At 55.8% G+C, this 16,904-nt stretch carries 11 protein-coding genes; 1 reads left to right on the forward strand and 10 read right to left on the reverse strand.

Features of this window, described 5'->3' with window-relative positions:
* Positions 1-65: 65 nt before the first annotated feature.
* From PKO02S_RS02250 to PKO02S_RS02260, 3 genes are all read right to left on the reverse strand, one after another.
* The gene (locus PKO02S_RS02250) at positions 66-6,065 is read right to left on the reverse strand and encodes an InlB B-repeat-containing protein (RefSeq protein WP_164821249.1); all 6,000 of its coding nucleotides are present in this window, start codon (positions 6,063-6,065) and stop codon (positions 66-68) included.
* 1,865 nt (positions 6,066-7,930) lie between these two features.
* Positions 7,931-8,359 carry a VOC family protein gene (locus PKO02S_RS02255; RefSeq protein WP_127579464.1) on the reverse strand — a complete coding sequence of 143 codons (429 nt, stop codon included), beginning with the start codon at positions 8,357-8,359 and terminating at the stop codon, positions 7,931-7,933.
* Positions 8,360-8,471: 112 nt separating this feature from the next.
* Positions 8,472-9,176 (reverse strand): PIG-L deacetylase family protein, encoded by a 705-nt coding sequence (locus PKO02S_RS02260; protein ID WP_127579465.1) that lies wholly within the window; start codon positions 9,174-9,176, stop codon positions 8,472-8,474.
* Between the two features lie 142 nt (positions 9,177-9,318).
* On the opposite strand from PKO02S_RS02260, the gene PKO02S_RS02265 reads away from it, so the two are divergent.
* Complete coding sequence (locus tag PKO02S_RS02265) at positions 9,319-9,909, forward strand: hypothetical protein (protein ID WP_127579466.1); 591 nt, start codon at positions 9,319-9,321, stop codon at positions 9,907-9,909.
* 56 nt (positions 9,910-9,965) lie between these two features.
* Here PKO02S_RS02265 and PKO02S_RS02270 read toward each other — a convergent pair whose 3' ends face one another.
* From PKO02S_RS02270 to PKO02S_RS02300, 7 genes are all read right to left on the reverse strand, one after another.
* Positions 9,966-10,496 (reverse strand): GNAT family N-acetyltransferase, encoded by a 531-nt coding sequence (locus PKO02S_RS02270; RefSeq protein ID WP_246066802.1) that lies wholly within the window; start codon positions 10,494-10,496, stop codon positions 9,966-9,968.
* Between the two features lie 23 nt (positions 10,497-10,519).
* Positions 10,520-11,425: a Gfo/Idh/MocA family protein gene (locus PKO02S_RS02275; RefSeq protein ID WP_127579468.1), complete on the reverse strand. Its 906-nt coding sequence runs from the start codon at positions 11,423-11,425 to the stop codon at positions 10,520-10,522.
* A 39-nt stretch (positions 11,426-11,464) separates the two neighbouring features.
* Complete coding sequence (locus tag PKO02S_RS02280; RefSeq protein WP_127579469.1) at positions 11,465-12,814, reverse strand: helix-turn-helix domain-containing protein; 1,350 nt, start codon at positions 12,812-12,814, stop codon at positions 11,465-11,467.
* Positions 12,815-12,840: 26 nt separating this feature from the next.
* The gene (locus PKO02S_RS02285) at positions 12,841-14,049 is read right to left on the reverse strand and encodes a M20 metallopeptidase family protein (RefSeq protein ID WP_127579470.1); all 1,209 of its coding nucleotides are present in this window, start codon (positions 14,047-14,049) and stop codon (positions 12,841-12,843) included.
* 63 nt (positions 14,050-14,112) lie between these two features.
* Positions 14,113-15,033 (reverse strand): L-serine ammonia-lyase, iron-sulfur-dependent, subunit alpha, encoded by a 921-nt coding sequence (gene sdaAA / locus PKO02S_RS02290; protein ID WP_127579471.1) that lies wholly within the window; start codon positions 15,031-15,033, stop codon positions 14,113-14,115.
* Complete coding sequence (gene sdaAB / locus PKO02S_RS02295; RefSeq protein WP_127579472.1) at positions 15,030-15,710, reverse strand: L-serine ammonia-lyase, iron-sulfur-dependent subunit beta; 681 nt, start codon at positions 15,708-15,710, stop codon at positions 15,030-15,032. Before sdaAB ends, sdaAA begins: the two co-directional genes overlap by 4 nt.
* A 129-nt stretch (positions 15,711-15,839) precedes the next feature.
* Positions 15,840-16,904, reverse strand: coding sequence for a dihydrodipicolinate synthase family protein (locus PKO02S_RS02300; protein WP_127579473.1), 1,065 nt, complete (start codon positions 16,902-16,904; stop codon positions 15,840-15,842).

The following is a 16,904-nucleotide window of genomic DNA, read 5'->3' on the forward strand; positions in this document are numbered from 1 at the left end:
CACAATCGAAGACTAATAGGAAAAACCGCCTCAGGACACATGCTTCAATGTCCTGAGGCGGTTTTTTATTTCAGCGTCTCACTGCCATCCGGCAATCGGATCGCCACGTGAGCTCTAGACGCTTCCTCAATTGCACCGAACGCCCAATGCGAGGCATTCACATCCGGCCATGTAGCGTCTGATACTCCACCCAGCGGACCTCGATTCAACAGGCGGTTCATCGTCGTCACGAGCTCCGCGCGCGTCACTTGTTGATCCGGCTTGAACGCGAGGTCGGCGTAGCCGGTCATCCAGCCGTTCTTTTTCACCGTTTCAATCGAAGCTTTCGCCCAATGCTCCGCAGTATCCGTGAAGGAACCAGCCTCTCCGCTTACCCCTGGCGCTTGTTTCATCCAGCGTGCCACGATCACCGCCAGCTCGGCTCGGGTTAGAGAAGCTTCCGGAGCAAACCGATCTTCCGTTACCCCGGTCATCATCGCGGCAGCACGCACTTTCTCAATAGCAGACGCCGCCCAATCAGACGTGCTCACATCTCCGAACGCGGAAACCGTTGCTGTCGAATCCCCCGACTCCGTCCCCGTGAGCAATCGCGCGAAAATCGTCGCTGCTTCCGCACGCGTAATCGGATTTTCAGGTCTGAACAAACCGTCCGGATATCCTTGAATGTAAGGCGTATGCGACTCTTTTTTCGGAATCGCGATCATGGTGAATGTACTGAATTTGTTGATTTCGATTTCGATCGCAACCGGGTTGTTGTTCGCATCATAGATGATGGTCCCGAATTGAAGCACCTTATCTCCGTCCGAGTGCTCCACATAGACACCTAAGCTGTCCACGAATGCTCGCCGTTCCGTTTCCCCCTTCGGCAGCACCTTGGGATCAATCGGGAATGCGAGCTTCACGCGCTGGTTCTGGAAATTGGTCTCGATCGTCATCGGCGTCCCGATCAGAATCGCTTGCTCTTCTCCCGCCACAATACGAACTTCGGTGGAGTGCACGGTGCGATCCTCGACCTGTTGCTTTTTCTCCTCATCCCGAATCGGAATGAAACGGAAGTACAGATCGTTTCCTTTGCCATCCCACTGACGAATCGAATCGCTCGGCAACGTTACCGTTGCGCCTTCTGTTTTCACTTCCATAGCCAGGGACTGGTTATTGATTTTCTCATAAGCCGCCGCTGACAAGGTAACCGTAGCCTCGTCGGCCAGGTCGTTCGGCAGGTCATCCACCACAATTCGGATCGTGTTCTTGGACTCGGTCAAGGCGCGGTTAATCGCCTCTTCCATTTTGGCCGGCTCCATCACCACTTCATCGACCTTTTTGCCGCCCGCCGCTTCCTTCCGAACTACATCCAGCGTGACCGCAGTTGATGCGCCGTTCTGATTGCCTTCAACCTCCACGTTGACTTGTCGCGTTTTGCCGCCATTCGACGGTTGTGCGGGCTCCTCCGGGATGAGCTCCCATTTCGCATACAGCGTAGTATCTCCTTTGATTACAAAGCTGCCTGAAGCCGCATAGGTCGTCCCCGAACCGTCCGCTTTCGTATTCCAACCTGCGAACGAGTAGCCATTTTTGCCCAAGCCACCGGGATTTCCGAGCAAGATGACAGAGGAATTGTAAGGATGGCTGCCGTCATCGAACGGGACAGTACCTGATGTGTGTCCATTGCCATCATAGGCAACGTGATAGTTGTTGATCGTCCACTGAGCGAATAACGTCACATTGCCGGCCCCGATTGTAAACACAGAGTCCGCCGTATACGCCGCCCCCGAACCGTCCGCCGCTGTATTCCAGCTTGCGAACGTATGCCCGGTTTTCGCCAGCCCATAAGTGTTGCCTGTTACCGTCACGCTCGTATTGTACACATGCGCCGCTCCGTCGATAGGCACGCTACCTGCTGTGTGTCCATTGCCGTCATAAAGAACGGAGTAGGAGTTGATCGTCCATTGCGCATAAAGCGTCACATTAGCCGCCCCAATCGTGAACGAGCCCGTTTCCCCATAACCCTCTCCCGACCCATCGGCTGCCTTGTTCCAACCAGCGAACGTATGCCCCAGCTTCGTCAAGCTTCCCGTATTGCTCAGCACCGTCACGCTTGAATTGTAGTTGTGATTGGCAGCGTCGATCGGCGGCGTTCCTCCGGTTGCGCCATTGCCTAAGTAAGTGACCGTGTATTGGTTGATCGTCCATTCGGCGTAAAGGAGAACATGCGCCGCGCCAATCGTAAACGTCGCCCCGCCGTCATAATGAGTACCCGTACCGTTCGCCAACGTATTCCACCCAGTAAACGTATAGCCGGTTTTGCTCAATCCGTAAGTGCTTGCCGTAACGGTAGCGGTCGTGTTGTATGGATAATTCGTATTATCCGTCGGGACGGTTCCGGCAGTCTGACTGTTGCCATTGTAAGTAATCGTGTAGTTATTGACCGTCCATTGGGCGTACAGCGTCACATCGGCGTCGGCCATGGTCAGAGTGGCATCGGGTGCAAAGCTTTCTCCCGTGCCATCGGTAGCTGTATTCCAGCCGGCAAAGGAGTGGCCTGTCTTGACCAAGCCGCCAGTATTTCCGAGGACCATTACCGTGTCGGTGTAAAAATGGTTAGTGCCATCGACCGGCGCATCTCCAGCGGTACGGCCGTTTCCATCATATAACACGGAGTAAGGGGTCAGTGTCCAGTAGGCATACAGGGTGGTGTTCGCAGCCCCCATCGGGAACTTATCCCCTGTGCCATAAACGGTTCCTCCAACGGTAGCAGAGGTGCTCCAACCGCTGAACGTATAGCCGATTTTCGTTAAGCCGTAAGTGTTCCCCGTGACAGTTACGGTTGTGTCATACACGTAGCTGACTGCAGGCGGCGCGGAACCGGTCGTGTTGGTGTTCCCGTCGTATGTCAGCGTGTAGGAATTGATTTCCCATTGTGCGTACAACGTTACATCGGAGCTGCCCATAGTTAGTGAAGACGATGCCGCGTATGGCTCTCCAGTACCATTCGATGCCGTATTCCAGCCGGCGAACGTATGACCGGTTTTCACAAGTGGGCCCGAATTGCCAAGCACGATAACATTGGACTCATAAATGTGAGTATCCGAATCTACCGGAACGTTACCACTCGTGTTACCATTCCCCACATAGGTGACTTTATATGGAATCGGAGTCCATTTGGCATACAAGATCACGTTCATCGGAGCCATCGTGTAGTCGGCTCCTTCTGCATAGCTCGTGCCATTGCCGTCCGCAGCCGTATTCCAGCCTGTGAAGGTGTATCCGGTTTTGGTTAGAGCACCTTCGTTCGACTTTAGCGTGAAGGTCGAGTCGTATTCATGGCTGTCGCTGTCGATCGGCGGCGTTCCGCCGGTCTTGCCAATGCCTTCGTATGTGATCGTATAAGTGTTGATGGTCCACTCCGCGTAGAGCAAGACGGGTTCCGCCCCCATCGTGAACGTCGCACCGCCGGCATAGTGAGTACCAGTCCCATCCGCACTCGTATTCCAACCTGTAAACGTATAGCCGGTTCTGCTCAACCCGTAAGTGTTTGCGGAAACCGTGGCGGTCGTGTTGTATAGGAAGCTGGCTGCCGTCGGAGCCGAACCCGTCGTGTTGCTGTTTCCGTCATACGTGATCGTGTAGGAATTGACCGTCCATCGGGCATAAAGGGTTATATCGGCAGCCCCCATGGTTAGGGTAGCAGCTGGCGAATAGCTCTCTCCGGATCCATTGGAAGCCGTGTTCCAGCCGGCAAACGTATGGCCCGTCTTGACCAGAGTGCCCGTATTTCCAAGAACAGTTACCGTATCGTTGTAAAAATGGTTAGTGCCACCCACCGGTGCATCACCGTCGGACTGGCCGTTTCCATCGTACAGAACAGAGTAAGGGACCGGCGTCCAGACGGCGTACAGAGTGGTGTTAGCAGCTACCATCAGGAACGTATCCCCTGTTCCATAAACGGTTCCTCCAACGGTAGAAGAGGTGCTCCAGCCGCTGAACGTATGGCCGATTTTCGTTAAGCCGTAAGTGTTCCCCGTTACGGTTACGGTTGTGTCATACACGTAGCTGGCTGCAGGCGGCGCGGAACCGGTCGTGTTGGTGTTCCCGTCGTAGGTCAGCGTGTAGGAGTTGATCGTCCATTGGGCGAAAAGAGTCACATTCGAGCTGCCCATAGTCATGGTGGACAATGCTGCATATGGCGTTCCGGTACCGTTCGCAGCCGTATTCCAGCTGGCAAACGTGTGCCCGGTTTTCACAAGTGGGCCCGAATTGCCAAGCACGGTAACACTGGACTCATATATGTGCGTAGCCCCATCTACCGGAACGGTCCCGCTCGTATTTCCGTTTCCATCATACGTCACTTTATACGGAATAGGAGTCCATTCGGCGTACAAGGTCACGTCAGTCGGGCCCATCGTATAGTCGGCCCCTTCCGCATAGCTCGTGCCATTGCCGTTCGCAGTTGTATTCCAGCCTGTGAAAGTGTATCCGGTCTTGCTTAAAGTTCCTGTGTTTGACTTCAGAGTGACGGTCGAGTTGTACTTGTGTTCGTCATCGTCGGTCGGAACGTTACCGAACGTACTGCCATTGCCATTGTAGGTGATCTTGTACGAGTTGATCGACCATACCGCGTACAGAGTCTTGGCCTCCGCTCCCATTGTGAACGTGCCGTTAGGGGAAAGGTCGGTTCCGTTTCCATCGGCTTGCGTATTCCAATGGCTGAACGTATGCCCCGTTTTCACAAGTGAACCAGTGTTGCCAAGCACCGTTACAGTGGAGTCGTAGTTGTGGTTCTGAGTCGAAGGTGGCGCGCCGCCTGAGCTGCCGTTTCCGTAATAGGTTACCGGGTAGTTGTTGATCGTCCATTTCGCATACAGCGTTGTGTTCGAAGCCCCCACTGTATAAGAAGCTCCTACTTGGTAGCTTGTTCCTAGACCATCCGCTTGCGTGTTCCAGCCGTCGAACGTATAGCCCGTTTTGCTAAGAGTGCCTGAGTTGCCTAGCGTGATAGTGGAGTTATAAAGGCTGCTGCCAGGGTCTGCCGGTGGATTGCCGGCCGTGTTCATGTTGCCGTCGTATGTAATCGTGTAGGAGTTGATATCCCATTTGGCATAAAGCACGATGTTCGATGTACCCATGGTGATGGTGGACGGAGGCGTATCGGCTGTATAGAGAGTGCCGGTGCCGTTCGAGTCCTGTGTCCAACCTAGGAAAGTATGTCCGGTTCTCACCAGGCTGCCCTTGCCTAAGACGGTGACTGTCGCGCCGTTTAGGTAGTAATTGGAGTCCGTCGGGACATTTCCGCTGCTGGCATTGTTACCGTTGTACGTGACCGTATAGCCGTTCGGCGTCCATTTGGCATACAACGTGATGTTGCCGGTAAGGAGTAGCGGCGAACCCACTGCATAATCGGTACCTAACCCATCAGCCTGTGTGTTCCATCCAGCAAACGTGTAATCGGTTCTCGTCAAAATGCCGCTGTTGCTGGCTACCGTGACTGTGGAGTTGTAGGCTTGAGAGGCGCTGCTCGGTACTGTACCGCTTGTGTTGGAATTGCCGTTATAGGTTAGGGTGTATGTAATAGGCGTCCATTTGGCATAAAGGGTCGTGTCCCCCGTCAAAGTAAAAGAGGAGGTTGCGTTGTAGACCGTGCCCGTGCCGTCAGACGACATGGTCCAACCGGCGAATGTGTGGCCCGTCTTGGTCAGCGTGCCGGTATTGCCTACTACGTTGAAGGTGGTGTTGTAGCTCTGCGAGCCGCCGGTCGGGGGGGTCCCGGTGGTTGCATCGTTTCCGTTGTAGTTCACCGTATAAGTGACTGGCGTCCAGATTGCGTACAGGATGATGTTGGAAGAACCCATGGTTAATGAGCTGCCCACAGCCTGAGATCCGTTCGAGGTTAAACTCCAGCCGCCGAAGGTGTAGTGCGTTTTGGCCAAAGTTCCCGTATTGCCGAGTACCGTCACGTTCGCACTGGGTGCATAGCTGGCAGCATCCGTTGGGACTGTCCCGGACGTCTTGCCGTTGTCGTTGTAGGTGACGGTGTAGGTAGGAGGAGGCTGATCATCATAGGTGCTCATACTTCCTGGGCCATCGGCCGAAAAATTGACTGAACCTGTAACCCCTGCCTCGTAAGAGGATATAACCACATAATAATTGACACCTTTAACTAAATCCCGTTCTATTCGTGACTTAAAATTTCCACCGCTATCACTATAATTAATATCATCATTAGCGGCTAACACATTATTCATTGGGGCACCAGGAATGAATTCGTTCTCATACAAAAACATAATAGTATCATCAGTAGAGCTATTAGCCGTGTCACGCAAATTTGCTTGAGTAATTGTGATCGTATATGTGCCTGAAACATCCACAACGAGTCGTTTGAAGAAATAGTTATAATTAACCGTACCTGCTGTCAAAGCATCCTTCTCATGCGTTGCGTTGTAGTCAGCCGCATTTGTCCCCCCTGCGCCAGGCAATACTGGCCTCATAAAAAAACCTTCTCCTGTCGATTGGTTACCGGAAAGCAAGCTCCCGCTGAATGTGGAAACAACAGCATATGCACGATTCCCGTTTAACAAATCAGCGTAACCTGCAAACGCCAGCAGGATCACAATAGCGAAACATTGCTTGAGCACCCTCCTTGTCCAGGAACTAAATAATTCGTTATTCATTTTTTCTGCCTCCTCATTAACCTCAATCCACGGGATCAATTTCCAGTTTACTATAGTTAGAGATAGGAAAAAAGACCCAGCGACTGTTAAGTTTCATACATTTTGCATTCAACTTTCGGCAGGGGCTCAAGGAGTAGCTTGACATGACTGCGGAACTCAAATAGTTGAAGTACTAGACTTGGCTTTGGGTGGATATCGGTGGACTGTAGCGAACGAGCTGGAATGCGGAAGGCTGACTACTGGGTGAATGGTGCGACTTTGTGCGGTTGTTGCGAACTTTTTGTGCGGATTGCTGCGTGAACTCGGTATGGAGCCATTACCCTCGCCACCCTAGATCAGGAAGCGAAGCCTGATCGAAAGTTCACCGATCAGGTTTTTGATTGCCTGCCGTGAGTAAACGTTGGACCATTTCTTGCTGGAGAGGGTACTGGCGGGACCCGGATTGTCGTGCTGGAATGTGGGGATGGGGAGCCGAGCGTAACGGTAGATGCAACCCAGAGCGCCGAACGCCAAGTACCCTCTGGATGCAGTCCGAACAAGTCGGTCTGCAAAGCCGCTCGTAGTCCGGATCGGTTCCCTAATCCGAGTTGGCCGAATTGGAGCGGTGCTTTCGAGAGAGGTTGCGTGGAAATGGCTCTGCAATGAGGGAAAATCGGACTACGGCACCGATCCAGACTCGCTCCCGCCATGCAGCCCGAAAAAGTCGGACTCCAGACACCGATGCCGCGTCGCGGCACATGGACCTTGTCTCCAGTTTCCCGTACTACACTCTCAGCCCCTACCAGAAACTCCCGACCTCAATGCCCACTTACAGAGCCGGTTCCACGCACCCCCATCGAAAATCGCCGCTCCAATTCGGCCCATTCGGACTACGTGGCCGATGCGGATGACGATCGCCTCCCCAGTCCGACTTTTTCGGACTCCAGACACCGTAGCTGCGAGGCGGCGCCACGGCCGCTGAAAAGCGGGCGAATGTTCAGAGTAGAGTAACGAGCGGAGATTGTCTCTTCTCCCCGAATGAATAGTTACTTGCCGGGACCGGGAGTGTCGTGCGGACAAGCCAGGAGCAAGCGGTGAAGAAGCGGCAGATGCAACCCAAGTCGGCCGAGCATCAAGTAGCCTTGCTCTGCTACTCTGCAGTCCGGCTCTCCCAGAAGTCAGGAAACCCCTGACGCAACAATACGGTGAAGGACTTAAACTTTCGCATATGTCAAAAAAAAGCACCGCCCCCGAAGGGACGATGCTTGTCGCTCACGCCTAAGCAATTAGGCAGGATTGTCTTCCGTTTCCACGTTGAATTGCCATTGGATGCCGAACTTGTCTTCCAGGGCGCCGTACATCGGGCTCCAGAACGTTTCTTGCAGCTCCATCGTGATGTTGCCGCCGACCTTCAGCTTATGGAAGGCCGACTCCACGGCTTCTTTGTCCTTCAAGACGAGGGCCAAAGTCACATTATTGCCTTTCACGAAGGGCATGCCAGGGAATGTATCGGAGAACATAAGGCGAGTGCCTGCCACTTCAATGCGTGCGTGCATGATCAAGTCCTTGGCTTCTTCCGGAAGCGGGTAGTTCGGGTCTTGAGGAGCTTGTCCGAATGTCATGATCTGCCCTACTGGCACGCCGAAAACGTCCGCATAAAACTCTACCGCCTCACGAGTGTTGCCGTCGAAGTTGAAGTACACGTTGATTGCCATGCGATTCATTCCTCCAATAAATTATTGTCTCTCGGATGCAATACTAAATCAGCATACCCCAATTGTACCATGCCCATCCAACGCACGCAAACATATGTTTGCAAACAAATGGTTAAACCGGAAACCGAACCGCATTCGGCCGTGTCCAAACGAGATGCTGAATGAAGCCTTCGGCGTATTTGCAGCCCGCCTGGATGCCGCGCGTCTTGGCGAACGTGGTTACGAAATCGACGATATCGACCCCGTCATGCTCTTGCAGCCATACGAGCTGGCTCTGATGCTTGCGCAGCATGTCCAGCTTCGTCTCCAGATGGTCGCTGATGTCCACATAGAAGGTCGGCTGGAATTCGAGTCCCGACAGGTTGTCCATGTAGTATAGCGCAGGCACTTTCTCCAGTGGAGGCTGTTTGGTCTTGAAATTCGGCAGCGTGGCGAAAAAGGTAGCGTAAAACACTAACTGGCTGACGGCGATATGATCCGGCATATAGTCGTTCTGCGCATGCGTGATGACGATATCCGGCTTTGCATACCGCACCATATCGAGGAACCGGATCCGGTTCTCCTGGTTGTCAGCGATCACTTCCCCATCCCCGAACTCCAAAGTCAGCACTTCGCTTCCAATCACCGCGCCGGCCGCTTGCGCTTCCTTCCGCCGAATTTCCGTCAACTCGGGTGCCGAAATATGATAATGCCCCTTGTCCCCTTTGCACACATGGCACAATACGACGTGATGGCCTGCCTGCTTGAGCTTGCTGAGCGTACCCGCACAAGAAATTTCGATATCATCGGGATGCGCCCCGACCGCGAGAATGTTCATGGCTGCTTTCCGCCCCTTTTAACATAAAATGGATGATGGTTGTAGCTGTCGATAATCGGTTGCAGGCGCCTCTAGCTCTCATGATATACTTTTCATATTCGGACTTACTATCGGCAATCACGAAGAGGAGGATTGATACTTTGTGCAAACACAACTGAACGCCGTCCTAACACGACTCCAAGAGCGTGAATCGCTTCAACTGCTTACCCCGACAAAAGCTTGGGACCCCGCCCTGGAAGCGCAAATCGAAGCGATCCGCCGAGCCGCGACCCGTCCCGACACGATGCAAATCGCCTTAATCGCCGGGCTGCATCTGCGCAACGACAATTTGGACGTCTCCCACTCCTACGCCCAGCAAATCGAGCATGACGCGACAGGCGCCTACTGGCATGGAATCATGCATCGGATGGAGGGCGACTATTGGAACGCCAAGTACTGGTTCCGCCAAGCCGGCCGCCACCCTGTAATGGAGATTGCGAAGCAGCAGATCGCCGAGTGGTTGAAAGCCCATATTGACGAGACGACCCTCCCGCATAGTCATGCCGGAGAAGTGCTGCAAACCTTCCGGGACGCATCGGCATGGAACCCATCCTCCTTCGTCGATCTAGTCGATTGGCAACAAAGCGGCCAAGCAGGCAGCTCCGAACAAACACGTACGATCCTGGAGCATCTGCAGCAAATGGAAATGAATGCCTTGTTCGACTATACCGCCGCAAAAGCAGCCTTGAAATAGCCGGCGGCCGACACGCAAAACCAAAACGCCTGCCTTCCGGCAGGCGTTCCCCATTTCTACGTCAAAACCGGGCGACCCAGCTGCTCCTCGATCAAAGACCAGCCTTCCCGGCACAGCTCGCCTCGCACATGGGGCTTGAACCCGTACTGCAAGTACATGTTCACGGCTTTCCAGCTCGTCGTCTGCGTGGTCAAGTAAGCCCGCTCATGCCCGAGCGCCGCCATCACGCGAAGCGCTTCGCTCAGCAGCGGCTTGGCCAGCTTGCTGCCCTGCTCCTCGGGAATGACCGCCACCCAATGGATGCGGCCCTGCACCCCGTCCCCCAACGTATCGCCATACCAAGCGGTCGTCGTACCGACATACCGCCCGACCGGCGACACAACAAACAAACAGCGCCGCTTCATCTCGTCCAGATAGGGACAGAATTCTTGCCGAAAGCGCGTTAGCGCGGCTTCCCGCTCCGGGAACTCGCTCGCCAGCGTCTCGATGTCCGCCCAGTGCGACTCGTCCCCTTCGCGGTATAGCCGAAACGAATACCCTGCGGGCAACGCCGCCTCAGGAATCGATTCCAGCCCCTCCCTGACCATTGCCAACGAAATGTGCTTCACGATTACAGCTTGACCGTCTCGCCGGTTTCACGGCTCTCATTCGCCGCTTCGATAAACCGGATCAGCTCCTGCGTCTCCGCGAAGTCGATTGCCGGCTCGCCGCCTTGGAACATAACCATAATACGTTCCAACAAGCTGGCATAATACGGCTTCGGATTCGCATAGATGTCGACAAACTGCGAAGCTTTCTCGCGATGCAGCGTCATGCCGAACTTGTTGTTGCCCTTGCGGTTGCCCCGCACCGTGCCGAGACGCCCGTCGCTCCACCGGCCTACAATCACATCGTAATCCGCATTCGTCGTAACGGTCACGCTTTCGCAGCCTTTGCCGAACGCCGCATACAGCATTTCTACCGAGTGGATGCCGTACCAGTAGAAGCCCTTCTGGGTTGGCTGGATTTCCATCGGCCCGTATGTATCGGCACCGATGACACTGCCATTCGCATCATCCTTCAAAGCCTCTACCAGTCCCTCTGCATAGCGCAGCGCGGACGAGCTCAGCACGCGAACGCCGTGTTTGGCCGCCAGGTCGGCGATCCCTTGCGCATCTGCAGAGCTTACGGCAAGCGGTTTGTCGATGAAGACCGGCTTGCCGAGCGGAGCGATAGCAGCGAACTGCTCCAGGTGCACGCGGCCATCTACGGATTCGAGCAGGATGACGTCGCTCAGCTCCGCCAATTGTTCCACGGAGTCGACGATTTGTACGCCATGCGTATTTTTCAAGGTTTCGGTGAACCCTTCCACGCGCGAAATACTGAGCTGGAAGTCAGGCGAGCCGCCTGGAAAAGCGGCGACCACTTTACCGCCCGGTACATGGTACTGGTGGTTGGCATCGTTCAAGATCGATGTAAAAGCGGTAACATGCGAGGTGTCCAATCCGATAATCCCAATTTTCAATTCGTTCGACAACTTAGTCTCCTCCTTATATTGGACCCGCCAAGCTCCTACTTAGCGGACCAGCTCATTCAAGAAGGACAGCCGGTAAATTTGCTTCGGGCGGCCCTTCGACTTGCCTTTTTCTTCCCCGATAATCTCGATCAAACCGCTGTCCAGCCAAGCCAGCAGGAAGCGGTGAGTGCTCCGTACCGTCACACCTAGCACGGAGGCGAGATCCTGCGCCGTATAGTCGATTTTGCCAAAACGCGTCACATGCGCCACCAGCTTGCTCATGTAGCCGGAGGTAAGCCCGGCCTCCTCGGCGCGCTTCAGCAAACTCGCATCGATAAGCGACAGATCGTACTCGTGCGGATGGGTCATTTCGAGCGGCCCGATCACGCTTTTGTCTTCCCGGACGATGAAGCAGATGTCGCCGCCCGTCTCCTTGGAATTGCGCAGCGCGAGTCGCGCATGCGTCCCCGCCTCGTTGGCCGAACGGCCGAAGCCGATGCCGATGCTGAGGCTGAGCCCATAATATTTTTCCGCGATGCGCGCGAGCGGGATCGACTTGTAGCCATGCGTTTCCCGCTCGAAAATGCCTCGCGTTGTGATAAACAAATATTCATTGCCGCCCAGATGGGTCAAGTGCCCGTCGAGCGACTCCACATAACCAAGCAGCATTCGATGAATGTCCAGCTTCAGCCGCTGCACCTCGTGCTCCGAGGACCGCTTGTTCGCGATCCGTTCGAAGTCATCCACGTGGATAAAACCGACGACGATCTGCGACTCCTTGCTGCGGCGCGTCTCCGTAGAGAGGAGCGCCCGCTCCAGCGAGACGACGATGTCCTGCTCGATCGGCTGCATCCATTCGGTCGGAACGCCTTTCTCCGACAATGCCAATGCTACGGAGCCGACACCTGTCATAACGCCCTGAACCTGTCCATTCCGCCAGAGCGCCTCGTGATAGTCGACAAGCGCATCCATGCCGATATATTCGATTCCGTTCGAGAACTCCAGCTTGCCCGGCGTCTCTTCGAGCTCTTTGTACGCTCGCTCCACAACAGATTTGGTCAGCGTGTCAATCGACATGTCGCTCAGACCGTGCCGCTTCTCCATCCGGAACATCGCCCGGAACAAACCCGCTCCCGTCAAGGGGACGAAATGAACCGGAATTCTGAAATTGACGTTCTCGACCGCCATCCGATACGGAACCGGACCGGAGAACAGCAGTACCTCGATTTGCTCCTGCTCGACCAGCTCCTTGGCCAGCTCAGGCGCCTCCGCCTCCTGCAGGTATACACGCGACACCGCATCGAAGGAAGGGAAACCCTTCAGGCTGTGGTTGATTTTCTCCACCAGCTCCTCGGGGCCGATTATACCGATCGCAATTCCTTTCGTTTCCGAGCTGTTCGAATCGGGCATGGTTGACTTGCCTCCATCAGGAATTGTTACTGCGCGTCTGACAAACGGGACATCGCTACCGCTGCAAGCATAGAAGCGCCGAGCGGCAAACATTCTTCATTGAGCGTAAACTTCGGATGATGCAGGCCGAAGGCGTTCTCCGCCCCTTCTTGCGGGCCGGCGCCGAGCCAGAAGAAGCAGCCCGGCACTTGCTGCAAATAAAGCGCAAAATCTTCGCCGCCTAGCGTAGGCGCAGCTTCCACTCGAAGCTCCCGACCGATCATCGCGTCCGTAACCTGTTCCACATAGGCGACATTCGCATCGTGGTTCACTAGAACGGGGGACAGCTCGGTGTAGGTCAGTTCCGCCTTGCAGCGGTACGCTTCGGCGATCGTGCAGACAAGACGTTCAATTCGTTCGCGCATCGTCTTCTGAACGTCGGGCGAGAACGTCCGAATCGTGCCGACCATCTCGGCGCGGTGCGGGATGACGTTGTACGAATCGCCCGCATGGATTTTGCCGATCGTCACGACGACCGGGGCGAACGGGGACACTTCACGGCTGACCGCCGTCTGCAGCCCCATCACGATCGCGGAGCCGGCTACGACCGGATCTATCGTCTGGTCGGGCATAGCGCCATGACCGCCGCGGCCTTGCAGCTTGATCTCGATGCGGTCGACGGAGCCCATCAGCGATCCGTACCGCGTCGCTACTTTGCCGGCAGCCAGTGTAGGCAAGTTGTGCAAGCCGTATATCTCGTCGACGCCGTCCAATGCGCCTTGCTCGATCATCAGCTTGGCGCCTTGGTTGATCTCTTCGGCGGACTGGAACAGGAATCGGACACGGCCCCGGAGCTTGTCCTTTTGCTGTACGAGCAGACGAGCGGCGCCTAGCAGCATCGCCGTGTGCGCGTCATGGCCGCACGCATGCATGACGCCCGGACGCTGCGAGGCGAACTCGAGGCCGGTCTCTTCCTCAATCGGCAGCGCGTCCATGTCGGCGCGCAAGGCGACCGTACGCCCGGCGACAGGTCCGACCAAATCGGCTACGATACCGTGAGCGCCGACGCCGGTGCGCACTTCGAGCCCCAGCTTCTTCAATTCTTCGGCCACACGCGCGGCCGTCTCCGACTCCTGCAGGCTGAGCTCCGGCTTGGCGTGCAGCTCGCGGCGGAACGCCACGAGCTCGCGCTCGCCGCTCCGGCCTCCCTCCAACACGCTTTGCAGTGTTTCCTTCGACAATGTCGTAGCGGTCATTCGGGTCCCATCCTCTCTCTGTATGCTGAATGCGGTATTCGGATTTGCTATCCGTATATAGTTCTAACTCGATGGCGTCGGTTCCTGCCCGGCGGAAGATTTCGGTTTGCCTTTGCGATACAGCTGATCCATGATCGCTTTGCCTGTCGGCGTCTGGGCAAGTCCGCCCTTAGCCGTCTCGCGATGCGATTCGGGCATAGCGCTACCGACCTCAAGCATCACTTGAATAACCTCGTCCGACGGAATGACGCTGCGGACGCCGGCCAGCGCCATGTCGGCCGCGGCCAAAGCGTTGACCGCCCCGAAGCCGTTACGCACGATACAAGGAATTTCCACTAATCCGCCGACCGGATCGCAGATCAGGCCGAGCGTGTTCTTCAGCGCGAGCCCTACGGCATGCGCCGCTTGAGCGGGGGTACCGCCGCGCAGCTCGACCATCGAACCCGCCGCCATGCCGATCGCGGAGCCGACCTCCGCTTGGCAGCCCCCTTCGGCGCCGGAGACGAACGAGTTGTTGGCAATAACATAGCCGATCGCCCCGGCGGAGAAAAGCCCCATGACGAGCTTGTCGTCGTCCCAGCCGAACCGCTTCTGGCTGCTGACGAACACGCCTGGAATAATGCCGCAGGAGCCGGCTGTAGGCGTGGCGATAATGCGGCCCATCGAAGCGTTAACTTCCGAGACGGCCAGCGCATTCGCCATCGCTTCGCAGGCGATGTCGCCGACGGCGGCTTCATTCGTCTCCATATACTGCACGACGCGCTGCGCGTCGCGGCCGGTAAGCCCGCTGCGAGACGTCGTATCTTCCGTCAGGCCCTTGCGTACGGCCTCCTTCATGATCTGGTAATACTCCGCCATTTTCGCGTATTCCGTCTCCACGGAACGTCCCGATTCGGCGGCTTGCTCTTCCAGCATCATTTGGCCGAACGACTTGCCTTCTTGCTCGCATAGCGCTACGAGCTGCTTCAGCGTGCGGAATCTCATGGCCCGCTCCTTTCCGTCAAATCCACCTTCCGGACTTCCTTCACGGTCGACAGCTGCTCGATTTCTTCCACCAAAGCATCCGTGATGGAACCGTCGACGTCGATGACCGTTACAGCCTCTCCGCTGCGTCCCCGTCGATCGACCGACATATGTCCGATGTTCACACTGTCCCGGCTCAAGATTCGGGTTACTTCAGCGATCATCCCCGGCCGATCCTCATGGAAAACGATTAGAGTAGGATACATAGCGGTAAATTTCACATCGAAATCGTTGATGCCCAGCACCTCGATATTTCCCCCGCCGATGGACGCGCCGACGACGATCGCTTCCCGTTCGCCCGCGCGGACGATCAGCTTGGCCGTGTTCGGATGAGGGAACTGCCCTTTGCCGGGTCGAAAAACAATTTTCATGCCGAGCTGTTCGGCTATCGTAATGGAGTTCGGGATGCGCGGATCGTCGGTATCGAAGTCGAGGAGCCCCCCGATAATCGCCAGATCGGTGCCATGCCCTTGGTACGTATCGGCGAAAGACCCGTAGAACAATATGTCGGCCTGCTCCGGCAGCTCTCCCAGCAAATGGCGCGCAACGCGGCCAATCCGGACGGCACCCGCCGTATGCGAGCTCGAAGGCCCGACCATAGCCGGCCCAATGATCGAGAATACATCTTTAAAGCGCATCCCTGGTCCCCTCGTTTTCCATATCGATCGAATAAAAGCTTTTCCTATCCCTATTATATGCCGATTGGCACAATTGGATAAAATACGCGGAAAACGGACAGCACAATACTGTCCGTCCTCCGTATCCTATTACTTCAGCCATTCGGTCAAATTCGCCCGGACGAACTCGTCGTCATTCAAGTGCGGATAATCGTTATACATGCGCGTTATTTCTTCCGCTTGACCCGGCGACAGCACCTCATGCGGGTTCAGGCACCAGGTTCCCTTCAAGAGCCCTTGACGGCGAAGCACTTCGTGAATGCCCGGTATACAGCCTGCGAAATTGTGAGCCGGATCGAAGAAGGCCGCGTTCGTCTCGGTCACTTCGATATTGCGAGTCAGCCACTCGGCCGACAGCGTTGCGTCGTTGCGTACTTGCTTGACTTCCTCAAGCAGCTCGACCGCCTTCTTGGTCCAGACGCACCAGTGGCCGAGCAGACCGCCGACGATCTTCTTCTCCACTTGCTCGCCGTCCACTTGGAAGCGGTAGGTGGTGAGAAGATCGTTCACAATATTATCGTCGTTACCTGTGTAGATTGCAATGTCGTCGCGCCGTTTCGAGTAGCTGACTGCACGAATGACATCGATTGTCTGGTAACGATTGAACGGAGCGATCTTGATCGCTACAACGCCTTCGATATCGGCGAGCTGGCGCCAGAAGTCGAAGCTGAATATACGACCGCCGACGGACGGCTGCAGGTAGAAGCCTACGACCGGGATCACTTCGGCTACAGCGCGCAGGCGCTCCAAGTGCTGCTCCTCCGTCCATTCCTTCAAGCCGCCCATGCTTACTAGACCTGCGTCATAACCGAGACGGACGGCAATAGCCGCTTCGTTCAGGGCTTGCTCGGTCGGGCCGCAAATGCCGGCGATTTTGATAAACGGACGGTTCAAATCGGCATTCGCCACTTCCTCAGCCGCCAGCTTGAGCACCGGCTCATACAGGTTGTGCTGCGGCTCGCGAATCTCGAACTGCGTCGAGTGTACGCCAACAGCCACGCCGCCTGCGCCGGCCGCGATGTAGTAGCGGGTCAGCGCGCGCTGATGCTTCTCGTCGAGCTTGCGGTCTTCAGTCAGCGCCAAAGGCTGAGCGGGGATGACCAAGCCGTCATGCAGCGCGGCAACTTGCTCGGGACTTAACGGTTTGCGTGCCAT

This window comes from Paenibacillus koleovorans NBRC 103111, assembly GCF_004000845.1.
Taxonomy (GTDB): Bacteria; Bacillota; Bacilli; order Paenibacillales; family NBRC-103111; genus Paenibacillus_AA; species Paenibacillus_AA koleovorans.